The 13,608-nt window shown below is 62.1% G+C and carries 10 protein-coding genes; 3 read left to right on the top strand and 7 right to left on the bottom strand.

From position 1 onward, the window contains the following. The first annotated feature begins 20 nt into the window (after window positions 1-20). Complete coding sequence (locus DQP57_RS27285) at window positions 21-443, top strand: DUF6188 family protein (protein ID WP_036473472.1); 423 nt, start codon at window positions 21-23, stop codon at window positions 441-443. Between the two features lie 116 nt (window positions 444-559). On the opposite strand, the gene DQP57_RS20500 is transcribed toward DQP57_RS27285, so the two are convergent. The 3 genes from DQP57_RS20500 to DQP57_RS20490 form a co-directional block, all read right to left on the bottom strand. Then, window positions 560-1,453: an alpha/beta fold hydrolase gene (locus DQP57_RS20500; protein ID WP_023870467.1), complete on the bottom strand. Its 894-nt coding sequence runs from the start codon at window positions 1,451-1,453 to the stop codon at window positions 560-562. Between the two features lie 56 nt (window positions 1,454-1,509). Further along, a complete protein-coding gene (locus tag DQP57_RS20495) occupies window positions 1,510-1,911 on the bottom strand; it encodes a PaaI family thioesterase (protein WP_100882369.1) in 402 nt (133 codons plus the stop codon). Between the two features lie 79 nt (window positions 1,912-1,990). Next, complete coding sequence (locus tag DQP57_RS20490) at window positions 1,991-5,068, bottom strand: RND family transporter (protein ID WP_023870469.1); 3,078 nt, start codon at window positions 5,066-5,068, stop codon at window positions 1,991-1,993. 781 nt (window positions 5,069-5,849) lie between these two features. Here DQP57_RS20490 and DQP57_RS20485 point away from each other — a divergent pair. After that, the gene (locus DQP57_RS20485) at window positions 5,850-6,551 is read left to right on the top strand and encodes a TetR/AcrR family transcriptional regulator (protein ID WP_023870470.1); all 702 of its coding nucleotides are present in this window, start codon (window positions 5,850-5,852) and stop codon (window positions 6,549-6,551) included. Window positions 6,552-6,575: 24 nt separating this feature from the next. Here DQP57_RS20485 and DQP57_RS20480 read toward each other — a convergent pair whose 3' ends face one another. Both DQP57_RS20480 and DQP57_RS27280 read right to left on the bottom strand, forming a co-directional pair. Then, a complete protein-coding gene (locus DQP57_RS20480; RefSeq protein WP_036473482.1) occupies window positions 6,576-6,989 on the bottom strand; it encodes a hypothetical protein in 414 nt (137 codons plus the stop codon). Beyond that, complete coding sequence (locus DQP57_RS27280; RefSeq protein WP_133259279.1) at window positions 6,986-9,133, bottom strand: integrase; 2,148 nt, start codon at window positions 9,131-9,133, stop codon at window positions 6,986-6,988. Before DQP57_RS27280 ends, DQP57_RS20480 begins: the two co-directional genes overlap by 4 nt. A gap of 455 nt (window positions 9,134-9,588) precedes the next feature. Between DQP57_RS27280 and DQP57_RS20470 the strand changes: the two genes are divergently transcribed. Continuing rightward, complete coding sequence (locus DQP57_RS20470; protein ID WP_112634539.1) at window positions 9,589-10,824, top strand: IS256 family transposase; 1,236 nt, start codon at window positions 9,589-9,591, stop codon at window positions 10,822-10,824. Between the two features lie 14 nt (window positions 10,825-10,838). Here the strand turns inward: DQP57_RS20470 and DQP57_RS20465 are convergent, their stop codons facing one another. Continuing rightward, window positions 10,839-12,320 (bottom strand): hypothetical protein, encoded by a 1,482-nt coding sequence (locus DQP57_RS20465; protein WP_133259277.1) that lies wholly within the window; start codon window positions 12,318-12,320, stop codon window positions 10,839-10,841. Then, a partial coding sequence (locus DQP57_RS20460; protein WP_205869187.1) for an integrase occupies window positions 12,317-13,608 on the bottom strand: 1,292 nt, incomplete at its 5' end. The genes DQP57_RS20460 and DQP57_RS20465, both read right to left, overlap by 4 nt.

The raw sequence follows: 13,608 nt of genomic DNA, 5'->3' as shown, positions 1-13,608 counted from the left end.
ACGTGTCGAAGGGAGCGGCTATGCACACACAATGGATCGAGCAGTGCACTGTCCAGCGAGTCTCACTGAAAGAAGGCCTGGTACTCGACCTCGACGATTACAGCGAGCTCGTAATCTCCCGGCCGATGCGGTTGACGCTTCCTGCAGTAGGAGCCTGGCCCGAGGAAGAGGTGTTGATCGACCCTGCCCACCTTTCGCCTGAAGAGCGGACGTTGTTGGACCTGGCCGGAGCGGTATGCACGCGGGCCTGGTTCGATGATGACGGGTCGCTCCATCTCGGGTTCTCCGGTGGACACCGCATCGATGTCCCCCCAGACGCGGCAGCGACCGCGTGGGAACTCTATGGCAAACGGCACGGCTACATGGCGTGTCTGCCTCGGGGCCGAGTCCGAGCGGTTCGGCACGACCTTTCTGCCGAAGAGGACGACTCGGATAATACGTAATTCGCTACATGCAGGACGTAGGGAACCATCTAGGGCTCTTAGTCGTAATGGCGGCCGGATTCGTCGAATTCAACGAGGATCAATAGCAGTGCGAGTCGCGTCCAACGCTTGGATCCTCATGCCATCCCCATTGTGCGGTCGAGGAAGTCGGTGACGGCGCCGGTGAACGCGTCGTTGTTGTCGCCGGCAACCATATGACCGGTCCCGGTGACGTCCGTCGCTTCGGCGTGCGGGACGAGCTGGAGGAATTCGTTGACGGTGTCCTGGGAGACGACGTCTGAAAGTGCGCCGCGCACGAGCAGCGTTGGGGCCGTGATTCGACGTGCTCCTTCGGCGAGAAATCCGCTGATGGTGTCGAATGCCTCGCTTCCGGTCATGAGATTGCCTTGCAGGACATCGAAGTTGGAGCTGATGAAGGCGGGGTCCCAGCGCCAGATCCATCGGCCGTCGCTCCGTTGGCGCAGAACTTTGTGCAGGCCATCGAGATTTTCGGGTCGCGCGCGGCGTGGGTTGTATTCGGCGATGACATCGGCGGCATCACCGAGCGTGCGGAATCCGTCGGGGTGTGCGGCCATAAATGACACGATGCGATGGGCCCCATCAAATTCCATTCGCGGGGTGATGTCGACCAGGACAACGGCTGCCCAGAGGTCGGGTGAGGCCAGCTGGTGGGTAGCGAGGATGATCAGCCCGCCCAGCGACGCGCCAACGACGGCGGGGGGACCGTCGGGGCTGACGTGGTCTCGTACCGAGAGCAGATCGGATACGAACTTTTCGACGTCGTACTGTCCGCTTGGGTCCCAGTCGCTGTCGCCATGGCCGCGGGTGTCGTACGCGATGACGGTGTAGCCATGGGCGTGGAGGCGACGCGCGCTGGTGGCCCAGGCGTGGCGGTTTTGGCCGCCGCCATGTAGGAGCAACACCACAGGACCAGTCGTGGCGTGCGTGTAACAATCCGCCACGAGGGTGATGCCGTCGCGCGTGCGGATGCGCTCCTGAGTAATGGTCATGTAGTTCGTTTCCCTCGGGCGGAACGCCTCCTAATGAGAGGCATGTACGGCCTTAGTCATTGCCTGGTTTCTTTCGGCGGCATGACGGTAATGGTGCCTTGAGCGGCGCACACAAGCATCCCGCTGTTGGTGATATCGATACGTGCTACACCGCTGCGCTTGCCCAACGAAATGATGTTAGCGACGGCGACGCACACTCCGCCCGAGACAGGTCGAACCAAATTCACCTTGAATTCTGTTGTGGCGACCCAACATCCTGCAGGCATGACCGGATAGAACACCACCCCGAGGCAGTGGTCAACCATGGCGGACAGACAACCGCCGTGGAGATTCCCAAACGGTGTAAGCAGGTCCTCGCGGGCATCCATTTCGGCAACTAATCGTCCCGCGGTTAGCTGGGTATGGCGCAAGTTCAGGTAGGTCGACAGCCCACCCGCAGTCGCCGCCGCACCGAGCATCTGCTCGGCGATTCGCTCGTCGAACCGGACGAAGTCCACGCCGGTCACGCTATGCAGTCCCTTGGGTGACAGGTCATCGTCAGCGTGCTCTACCGCGTGGGGCCAAGGACTTCCGTTGAGGCCACCAGCTGACCTCACCGAGCAATGTGGCGATCGCGGGAACCGTGAGAGTGCGGACCACGAAGGTGTCCAAGAGTAGGCCGCAGCCGATGATGAGTCCGGCTTGGATCATGATCGCGACCGAACCGACCATAAGGCCGAACATGCTGGCCGCGAAGATAAGCCCGGCCGAAGTGATGACTGAGCCGGTGTTCGCGACCGTGCGCAGCACGCCGACGCGAACGTTGTGAGCAGATTCCTCGCGTAACCGCGAGATTAGCAGCATGTTGTAATCGGCGCCCACCGCGACCAAGATGATGAACGCTAAAAGCGGTACGGGCCATGCGATTTCCTTGCCTAGGCCGTATTGGAAGACGAGTGTGCCGATGCCCAGTGCGGCCCCGTAGTTGAGTACCACTGTACCGAGCAGATAGAGCGGGGCCACCAAGGCGCGTAGCAGAACGACGAGGATCAAACCGACGATGACGAGCGTGGCGATAGCCAGTAGGTGAAAGTCGGCCGACAGCAAGCGCTGGATATCGGAATTGACGGCGGGGAAGCCGGCCATCGAAATCCGTGCGTTGGCCAGCGAGGTGTTAGGGCGTGCGGCATCAGCAACGCGGGTGATCTTCTGCGCGAGATTCATCGCTTCGCTGCTGTAGGGGTTGTAACTGGATTCGATGGCAAAGCGCGCGGTCTTGCCGTCAGCAGACAGAAAGTGCTTCGCCACATCGGAGAACTGGCGATTCTCGAAGGCGTTAGCGGGCAGGTAAAAGCCGCTAGAGTTGTCCGAACCGGCGCTAGACCGCGCGGAATTCTGTAGCTGCGTGGCGATCTGACCCATGCCGGACAACATTTCGATGTTGCTGTCGGCGAGGGTGTGCACACCAGTAGCTAGGGCTTGTGCGCCCGACGCGAGCTGGCTGATGCCGTTTTGGAGGCGGCGGATGTTGCCGGCCATGTCGGCGGGGTCGCCGAGCGCTCCGAACGCGTTGTTCAGCGAGGTGACCGTGTTCTGCAGGTCTGCCATAGTGCCCCCCGCCGTATCGCCGCCCGGCTGGTACATGTCGCCGAGGTTGGCGAGCTGGTTGAAAAAGCCGCCATCGCGCAAGGTCACTAGAATCCGTACCTGGTCGCGGATCTGGGCACACTCGGGTGTGGTGGCACACCAAGGGGATGTATTGAGCGCATTAACCAACGGGTCGATGGTGGCGATCGCATTCTGGGCTTGTTGAGCTTCTTGGCGTAAGCCGGGCCCGCTTCGGATAGCTTGGTCGATGGTCGGTGTGGTAGCCGAAAGCTGCTGCAGCAGCGGGCGAAAGCGCTGAAATTGTGCCCCACTGGACTGGGCTTGGCTGAGGATCCCGGTCAGCGGAGTCAACGCCGCGCGAAGGGTAGTGTCAAGTTGCGCCAAGCCGCCCGCGAGTTGGTCGGCGCCACCGGTGAGTTTGGTGAGATCGGTCTTGTGGGCGTCTCCTTTGGCGACGGCATCGGCCATCTTGGTCCCGATCTGGCCGTTCTGCCAAGAAAGCTGCGCCTGGTCCAGTCGCGCACCGGTGGGCCGGGTGACGCCGGAAACTTTGGTGACACCCGGCAATTGCGACACGCGAGACGCCATTTCGTCAAGGTCGGCCAGGCCCTTACCGGTGCGCATATCGGTCGGTGATTCGACGACCATGAACTGCGTGATGACAATATCTTTGCGAAAGTGTCTGTCCAGCAGGTGATAACCCTCGTTGCTGGCGGTCGAGGGCGGCTGGCCTTGGCGGTCGTCGTAGCTCATGCGCATGGTCAGCGCCACAGCCGCTAGCCCTAACACGAGAGCCAGGCTGGCGGCCAGCAATGGGCCGGGCCGGCGAACTACGGCCACCGCGATCCAATTCCAGTAGCGGCGTGTGCGGTCGGCTTTGGGCTCGCCGATGCCGCGTTGCGCGGCCAGCGCCAACACCGGTGGGAACAACGTCACGGTGGCCGCGACTCCGACGAAGACGGCTATCGCGCACGCTGGGCCCAGCGCGCCAAAAACGCTCAGTTTTGCAAACACCATGGCCAAAAATGCAAACGCCACAGTGGCCGCGGAGGCCAGGATCACGCGTCCGATGGTGGCGGTTGCATTGATCACCGCGAGGTCGGCCGAGACCTCCTGGCGGCGTTGCTCGTGGTACCGGCTGATCAAAAACACCGAATAATCGGTGCCGGCACCCAACAGAATCGCCGTCATGAACGCGATGGTGAATTGCGATACCGGCATTCCCGCTTCGCCCAGCCCCGAGAGCACTCCACGCCCTACCCCCAGACTGACGCCGATAACCAACAGTGGCAGCAACGCGGTAAACAATGACCTGTAGATGACCAGCAAAATCAGCGCGATCAGCCCCGCGGTCACGACGGAGACGACAATCAAATCCTGCTCAGCCGAGTCAATTTGATCGCTGAACGTCGCGGGAGGGCCGGTTACGCGGACGGTCGTGGAGGTACCGCTAAACGAATTGGCGGCGATAGCGCGCACCGCTTGGACGGATTCGGCCGCTCGGGGATCGCCGAGCGTGCCCGCTATCCCGACCGGCAGATACCATGCCTTGCCGTCCTGGCTCACCGCCTGACCGGCAGTAACCGGGTCGGCCAACAGATCCTGAACCAGTCGCACATGCTTGGAATCGGCACGTAACCGCGAAACCATCGCGTTGTAACGCTGACGCACCGGCGCACTCAGGCCCGTCGGTTCCTCCACCGCGACAAAGACGGTCGTCTTGGACCCCTGCTCGCCGAATGCGATCCCCATCCGCTCAACGGTCTGGAGCGACGGCGCATCAGAGGGAATGAGGTTCACCGACTGCTGCTTTACGACTGTTTCCAATTGCGGAAACACCGCGGCCAGGACGCCGGCAGCCACCACCCACGCACCGATGACCAGCACCTTGTGCCGGATACTAAACCGCGCCACGCGGGCTAATCGATCGCTGTAAACGCCCTCACCAGCGGTGACCTTACGGAGTCTTTCCCGGACCGGCCGACTCAACGTCGCCACGCCCGACGAAACCCACCCGGTATCTACCATCCCCCGTCTCCACTACTGGAAAGAAACCAATGGTATCGCAACAGTACTATCGGTACCCTTTCATGGTGTCGGCGAAATTGCTACCGCCAGCCCGCCCACGCCGCGACGCCGCGTCGGCCCTTGCGCTCGACCTCGATGTCCTGTTGCCGGTTCCGTATCGGGTACGTCATTGCGTAATCCATTGGTATGCAGATTATTTGACGTTGGCCATGGGTCATCTCTGGCTGCTGACAATCTCACGAACGCCGTAGGCGAAATGCCAGCCGGGAACTGAGCCTGATCGGCTCATCGCGAACATGATCGTGCATTTCCCGACTCATCAGATCGTCGTCCAGGTACGAGCAAGAGCGAGGGGGATAGTGACGTGGACGAACGCGGCCCTGGTGGACCGGCGGCGCTGGGTGCAGCCGCTTGGCAATACCGCGACTGGCCAGCCGGATATCCCGAACCGCACGTCTCCAGAGGTGGGTTTTAGTCAGCGAAATCGGCACATTCATCAGGATTTGACGTCTTTCGTCCGTGAGGTCGCCGCGCGGAGGCAGAAGCTGGATTTTTCGATCGCCACGCGGCCGGCCGATTGGGGGCAGCGCCGTCGACTCCCCCGGGTCCCGAACCGCTCGACCGGTTGCCTGATCACCAATCCTCCTTCGGTGCTTGGCCTACACCGCCGAAGTGTACTAGTAGTATCGCTACGATACTACTAGTACCGTTCGTCGGATTGAACGACTTCCCCGATGCGATTCGCTGTAGGCCAGGTCCGTGGGGGGTTTACGGTGACTACGTGGAGCGTGACGCTGAAATCCCGATCGATGTCGATGTCGATGTCGATGTCGACGACGACGTCGATCCCCGCCGCCTTCGGTCACGGACCCGGTTGCTGGATGCGGCCACGAAACTCCTCAATGCCGGTGGCATCGAAGCCGTCACCATAGACGCGGTCACCAAAGCCTCCAAGGTCGCACGCACCACGCTGTATCGGCACTTCAGCAGCTCTACTCAGCTGCTGGCCGCAACATTTGAACGGTTGCTACCGCAGGTCACCCCACCACCTGCCACGGGAACATTACGCGACCAGCTGATCGAGCTGCTGAGCCGACAGGCGACCCTCTTTCAAGAGGCGCCGCTGCATGTCACCACGCTGGCCTGGGTCGCGCTCGGGCCAACACCGGACGGCACAGAGGAGACCTACGATCGCAACGCGCTGCGGACGCGGATCATCGACCATTATCGCCGGCCGTTCAACAGCCTTCTGGAAGGCCCTGAAGCCCGGGCCGATCTCGACGACTTCGATCTAGAACTGATTCTGTGCCAGCTCGTCGGCCCGGTGGCGTTCGCTCGACTCACCGGGCTGCGCGCAATCGATCGTCACGACTGTGAACGCATCGTCGATGATTTCCTCGCCGCGCACCGCCGCCCGACAGACAGACCCCCGTCGCGGCCCTCGGCCCGGAAATCCTCGTCCGGCACAAACCGTTCCAGGTAACGCGGCATAACCTTTGGGGGGCCTTCACATGGGCGGGTGCACCTTGGGAAACGCAATGACTGTGCGTCCGGATTGGGCTAACTGGCTGCGTAGTAGATCGTTTTCCAGGGTGAGCTGGTTGACGACGCGTACGAGGGCGGGGACATCTGTTCGGAGTTGTTTAAGCTCGCCATTCTTGTTGACGATGGTCTTGCGAAGCTTTGCAATGGTGTTACGAAGTCTTGTCTCCAGTTCTGATGGTCCGCCCTTTCCCCGTACCTGTTGGTAGAACTGGTTTTTCAGGTCGGTGTGGCGTTGGGTTAGGGCGTTGCGGGGTACGTCGGCTTCTTGTGCGAGGGCAACGATCGTCAGTGCACCGTTGGAACGCTGGGGTGTGCCGGCGAAGATGCGGTCCATGGCGGCGCGGATGCGGTCGCGTTCGTCGAGTGCAGCGGTCACATGGGCTCCTCGGTCAGGTGGTGTTTGTCTTCCCCGCTCGAGGTGACGCGCGTGTTGTCGTGGGTGTCGGCGTAGTGGCGGAGTTTTGCGGCGTTGGCGCGCAGCCGTTCACCGATCGGTTGGGGGGTGTGGGTGGCCTGTTGTTCGAGCTGGTCGGCGCGGGTGCGTAGCTGGGCGGCGTGCCGATCGGTGCGTATGACGTTGCCGCAGCGGGGATCGCAAGCTTCCAGCTTGGGGGCATCTTTGATGCCGTCGCGTTGGCATAGGGCCCGGTCTGGCTTGTAGCGGCACAGCAGTAACGCTTGCGGGTTGTCGTAGATCATCAGGTCAGGGTTGGCGACGAGCCGGCGAGCGGTTTTCGCGGTGATCGTTGTCCCGCTGAATGTGGGTGCGTGTGCCGCAATTTTGATGGCGTCGCGGGCCGCTGGGCCCGAGACTCCACCGCCGTCGTTGAGGTGGTCTCGAAGTTCGGCGACGGTGTCGGCTACGGCGCGTACGGTTTCGATGTCGAGCAGGTCGTGGATACCGTCGCGGCCGCGCGAGGCGTAGCGTCCGGAGACGACGGCCGAACGCATATGCCCGTATTGGATGGCCAGTGCGACGTGTCCATTTGGTCGCCGGGCGATGTGCCAGGCGAGGGATCGGCGGAAGCGTTTGAGCCCGATTCTGCCGTGCGGGTCGGGCGGGATTGTCTCGCTGGCCAGGTTGTGTCGTGCGGCTTGAGTGTTGGCCCAGTCAACGAAATCATCGATCCTGGAACGCATCGACCTATGGACCATTGAACCCGTCGCGGTGGGTTGGTTGTATCTATCGTGGGCCGATGAGTCGAACAGAAGCCCCCCGTCGGGAACCATCTTCTCCAGAACGCGAATGGCGTTGACGACGGGAGTGATTGCCACCCACGGCGCGTCGCGGTCCGTCCCGGCGGATAGATGGTTGCCGTGTTCGTCGACCGCGCTTTTGTATTCGCGGCCGCGGATCAAGTGCCGCCCGACTGTGCCCGCGGCGTCAGGCTCGGGGTCAGGGCAACAACCCGTATTCAGACCGAGTACTTCGCTGGGGCGCATCCCGGTGAGATAGGCACACACGATGAATGCCGCCGTACCGAGATGGCGCCACAAGGGCCACGCTTCCACGTAGTCGATGTCGTCGCGCCAGGGCTTTCCGTCGATGCGGCCGGTGATCGGGATGCCAAGCGGACAGCCCGACAGGCGTTGCGTCGCGGCCGCCAGCAGTTGGTCGCGGCGCGGATATTCCTTCATCTGCGACTTCGCAGCGCCGACGCGACCGCAAATGTAGGCGGCCACGAACGTGACCCGGTCCCCTTCGATATGAACGGGCAACGGATCACCGGACTCAAGAAGGGCATCAAGGTAGGCGCACAATGCCCGTCGGCCCTCGGGACGCGCACTGTCGGGTATCGCATTGAGCAGACGCGCATGCTCGGCGTGCGCGCGAAGGATGTCGTCGCCTAGGTCGTTGACCACGCGCATGGCCCAGACAAGGAGCGGCCCGAGCGTTTCCTCAGCTAACGGCGCAGCGGCATTCTCATTACCCAACGGGATTGGCCTTGGCAGATAGTCGTCGACTCCGGTGGTTTCCCACGGAGGTTGCCCAAGACCGGTTGGGGCGGGGCTGATTTGGTCGAGCGCCCACAATCGAGTCAGTGCGACCAGGCGCCGAAGCGCGCTGGAGCGGACTTCGGCCTTGGTCGCCAGCAGATACCGACCGTAGCCATCAAGGGTGGTGGTGTCGCAATCGGCCAGCCCCCGGACGCCGCGACTGTCGAGCCATTGGGCCAGTTCTAGCCAGTGACGCACTATGGTAATGAGCGTCGAGACCGCCGGGCGCGTTCGCATCCTGGTACCGCGGCTGCGGACAAAAGTGGGGCGCAGCTCGCCATTGATAAGACACCAGACAGCAAGGCGCAGTTCGTTCTCGAACGCTGCGGGGCAGTTTCTCCAGTGGATCTTGGGCCGTACCGCCGAAGGGTTTTCTGTCAGAGCAGCAAGCGACCACACAGGATCCCCGTAGTACGGGTTGAGGTGGGCGTGAATAGGTTTGACCAGATCTGGTGCCACCACCGGGCTACGCGGCCCAGGCATCAGCAACAAGTACGGATCATCTTGCGCCGCAGTGCTCATGTGTCGAGCACTCCCACCAGCAGATGATCGACCAGACCGCGGTCAGTATCGGTCAGTTGTGACAGCGCTTGCTCCCAGAGCGGATCGCCAAGACGTGTTTTGAGGTCTTCAAGGCGGCCATGGTGTTCGGCCCAATCGCGACGCCACGTCTTGGAGGGAAGGACCGAGCGCAGATTCGTTAAAGCCTGATGCAAATGCGCCAGTCGAGCGTGGTGTCCGGGATGGACGTGCGCGTTGGGGCAGGCCAGACACATCAAAAACGAAGCTGTGCAGCCGTCTTCGGGTGAGGTTGCGAACGGGCTTGACGCAGGGTCGGCGCAATCGGCGGGCGTGTCATTCCATCTGTGTAAGTCCGGGGTGGTCCATCATCGGACCGCCATTCGGGCGGACAGAAGGAGTGTTTTGTGACGAAGACCACGCAGTCGCCGGCTCAGGAGAAGTCGGCGGCGCGGCGGCTGGCGGAGACGTTCTCGGCGGAGACGCTGGATTCGCTGATCAAGGATGCGGTGAAATCGGGCACCCCGATCGACGGCGCGGAGGGTTTGCTCAACGAATTGACCAAGGCGGTGCTGGAACGCTCGCTGCAGACCGAAATGACCCACCATCTGGGTTACGAATCCGGGGATCCGGCCGGGCGCGGCTCGGGCAATTCGCGCAACGGGTTCAGCTCGAAGACGGTGAGCACGGTTAACGGCCCGGTCGACATCTCGGTGCCGCGTGATCGCAACGGGTCGTTCGAGCCGGCGATCGTGCCGAAGAAGACCCGCCGGCTCAACAACATCAATTCCGTTGTGCTGTCGCTTTATTCGCGCGGAATGACTACCCGCGACATCGAAGCACACCTCGAAGAGGTGTACGGCGCTGCGGTGTCGCGGGAGTTGATCTCCAACGTCACCGACGTAGTGGTCGATGAGATCAAGGCCTGGCAGGCCCGCCCGCTCGAGGAGGTCTATCCGATCCTCTACATCGACGGGCTGCGGCTGCGCATCAAGGACAACGGGGTGGTCACCACCAAGGTGGCTTACCTGGCGATTGGGGTGGATCTGGAGGGCCGCAAACATGCCCTGGGGGTCTGGATCCAAGACTCCGAGGGCGCGAAGTTCTGGCAGAAGGTGGTCATCGACCTGCGCAACCGCGGAGTGCGCGACATCTTGATCGCCTGCTGCGACGGCCTCACGGGGCTGCCCGATGCGATCCGCTCGATCTACCCCGACACCGTGGTGCAAACCTGCGTGGTGCACGTGATCCGCAACGCCATGCGGTTCGTGTCCTACAAGGACCGCAAGAAAGTCGCCACCTCGATGCGGGCGATCTACACGGCCGCAACCGTCGATGCCGCCGAGTTGGCGCTCAAGGACTTCGACACCGCATTCGGCGCCCAATATCCCGGCGCAATCGACGTCTGGCACAACGCCTGGCCCGAATTCGTGCCGTTCCTGGACTATCCAGTGGAGCTGCGCAAAATCGTGTACACCACCAACGCCATCGAATCGATCAACTTCCAGCTACGCAAGATCACCAAAAACCGCGGCCATTTCCCCGACCGCGACGCCGCAATGAAGTTGCTGTACCTCGGGTTGCGCAACATCTCCAGCCAGAGAGGAGGCTTCTCCGGCACCGGAACGTACAACTGGACTGTGGCGTTGAACACACTCGCCAGGCTCTTCCCGGGCCGAATTCCGTTGTGTTAGAATACAACTCGTAGTCAAATCACCTCTGACTTACACAGAATTCGTGACAGGCTCCAATCGGCTGTCGCTGTCTCAACATCGCCCGCTGCCGGCCGGTCGCGCAATTCGGCGACCAGAACCCCCTTTTGAGCACGACCCAACGCATCCTCAGCACCCGCGGCTATCACCTCGACGGCTTCGGCCTGAACACGCTTGTCCACCAAGGCATAACTACGATCGAAGGTCTGCTCAGAGTGTTGCGTGGGCTCACGGCGGCCCAGGGCGACAACCGTTCTGCGACCGCGACGAAATGGCGAACCGGTCAACCCTTGAGCTTGCGCCCACAGTGATGCGTCAAAAGACGACACCCCGAAACGGAAATCCCCGACAGGAGGATGACGGTCCCCGCGCACCCACACATGACCGCGGTTGCCGGTGCGCCACACGATGAGCCGGTCAGTTCCCGGAGCCATCTGTTCGACCAACGCGCGAGCAAAACGGGTCGCCCGCAAGGCCTGCGTGATCAACCGCCCGGCCGAGGCGGCACCGTCATCGGTGAAGTTCCTGGATTCGTGATACCGCCCAGCGCCGCGTCGCGGCTTTTCCAAAGCCACCCGATACGTCGGCCGACCATCGTGGCCAGCATCAGGTGATGCCTTAGGCACCGCCAGCCCGTCGATGACCGACAAGTTCCACCCGTATTCGGCCATCATCAGCACCCCCAGCGCTGCCGCCTCCATCCTGGACAAAAACAGCCGCTGCCACGTCACCTCTGCCCTGGTGCCACCCAGCGGTCCGTGATATCGCTTTTTGAGCAGATGCGCTCCCTCTTTGGTTCTGGCGTTCTTCATCGTGTACTCGGGCATGGACCCGGTATCGGCGAGAACGCTCAACGCGTGCCCGACCAGCCAATCCGGGCTGTCTTCGACGAATTCCCCTTGCTGCCAACGGTGCAAGTGCCGAGCATTATGTTCGATGCGCGCTAACGCGGCGCGGAAGGTCCGTCGGGCCGCGACCTTGATGAGCTGAAACTCGTCGTGGCTGTATGACTGTGTGGCGCTTTGCGCTCGCCTGAAGCGGCGCACAAGTTCGTCGGCCACCGGCCCGCACTGCAGTCGCGGATCCTCGTGCAACAGCAGCGCGACCTCAGTGAAGGGGCGTTTGTCGTTGAGCATGACCACGCTATTGCGCCACCGTCTGACCATGGCGGCGCTGAGATCATCGAGATCGCGCACGTGCTCTGGTTGCTCGACGAGGAATTCGGCGAACCGCACGATTTGTCGCCACATGCCGCGCGAGGTCCTATGCGTGGTCCAGGTTTGTGGCACGCAGCGGCGGGCGAACAACGCCGCTAACGATCGCTGCAAAGCTTCGTCAACCGGCAACGTGGCGAAGTCATATTCCTTGACCCGGCCCGCAGCGTTGCAGTGGAAAACAACCAAGCCCTGCGGTGCCAGCGCCTTGGGTCGACGGTGATCGGAAGGCGGAAGCACTGCGGGCCGGCCACGCACATTCATGTGCCGCCGCCTGCCCAACCGAAGTCATCAACGTCTTGAATGCCTTCCGATTCCCGGGCAATACGCGCGAATACGGCATCCAGCTCAGGCATGGGCGCTGGCACCGGATCGACAGCATCTGCCAGCATCGAGCGCAGTTGCAGATCAGCTACCGGTGCGAGGTAACGCTCAACGGTGGTTTCCCGGGAAGCGTGACCGAGGAGATTTTGCACCATGAACCACGGATCGCCGTAGAGATGGCGGAAGTCCCGACGATCCTCAGGTGTCAGCCCATACCGTTGATCCATCAAAGAATTCAGCACGACCAGCATGTAGAGGGCAAAGCTGTGCCGTGCGGAATGCGGTGTGGCATAAGGCGCATACACCTTGTGCGGATCCAACCCGAGCCGCTGCCGCGGAGTCAGGACCGTATCGCATCGGCGATTAGCCGCGGTGAAAACACCGTCCCACGAATGCACCTGAAACGGCAGTCCCTGCTCATTCAGCCACAGCCACAACGGCTCAAGCCCATGTTCGCCTTCAACAAACAGGGTAATTCGCTCATTGACGGTCAGGCTGTTCAATTCACGTCGCACGATGGAGCCATCCGGGCACCGCCATACCACCAGCGGGCTAAGACCGCGGGTTATCTCAGTGACAACACGCCGCTCCACCAGGCGTTCATAGCGCCGCGCCTGCTGCGCGCCGCGGACCGCGAGCGCGCGGGAGGAATCGCAGTAAGTCTCCACCTCAGCGACAGCATCAGCGGCAGCGTAGAACGTTCTCGGTTTCTTCGCCCTGGTGACCTCGGCGGCGATCCGTCCTCGACAGTAGCGGCTCGTATCCCCGCGACGGGCCGGGACTTCAACTGTCAGAAGGGAACCACCCTCGGCTCGTCGAAGACCCGATGTCACCATCAGCCGCACATAAGCGACGTTGCGGTCCTCTAAACGTCCACCCCAACCGCGGTCAAGCACACCGTCGCAGGTATAGCCGCGTAGCCCGACATCAATCCACCGCCGCCAGCTGCGAGGCGTAAGCCAGTGCACATTACTGCGGCGCACATCCTTCGCCCGTGCCGCGGGCACCGTGACCGCCGCGCCATCACGAGCGATCACACGCTTCATCGCTACGGGACTACGCGGAACATGCCGGTGTTCGGAAGCCCAAGCGTAAAAGCTTGCCAACGCTGACAATTCACGATCCCACTTCGCCCCGCCGATACGGCGAGGATTGTGCTCGGCGAACCGACGCCAATGCTCATAGTCCTCGACATCATCACGGGTCGCTTCCCACCAACCCACCTTCT

The sequence above is a fragment of the Mycobacterium colombiense genome (genome assembly GCF_003284935.1).
In the GTDB taxonomy this organism is placed as follows: domain Bacteria; phylum Actinomycetota; class Actinomycetes; order Mycobacteriales; family Mycobacteriaceae; genus Mycobacterium; species Mycobacterium arosiense_A.
Note: the sequence above shows the minus strand (reverse complement) of the source record. Positions and strands in the feature narration are given on the sequence as shown.

Bases quoted from the DNA above. Each gene is read 5' to 3' on its own strand.
- DQP57_RS27285 (WP_036473472.1), top strand. From the start codon at position 21: ATGCACACACAATGGATCGAGCAGTGCACTGTCCAGCGAGTCTCACTG.
- DQP57_RS20500 (WP_023870467.1), bottom strand. From the start codon at position 1,453: ATGACCATTACTCAGGAGCGCATCCGCACGCGCGACGGCATCACCCTC.
- DQP57_RS20465 (WP_133259277.1), bottom strand. From the start codon at position 12,320: ATGAATGTGCGTGGCCGGCCCGCAGTGCTTCCGCCTTCCGATCACCGT.
- DQP57_RS20490 (WP_023870469.1), bottom strand. From the start codon at position 5,068: ATGGTAGATACCGGGTGGGTTTCGTCGGGCGTGGCGACGTTGAGTCGG.
- DQP57_RS20495 (WP_100882369.1), bottom strand. From the start codon at position 1,911: ATGCTCGGTGCGGCGGCGACTGCGGGTGGGCTGTCGACCTACCTGAAC.
- DQP57_RS27280 (WP_133259279.1), bottom strand. From the start codon at position 9,133: ATGAGCACTGCGGCGCAAGATGATCCGTACTTGTTGCTGATGCCTGGG.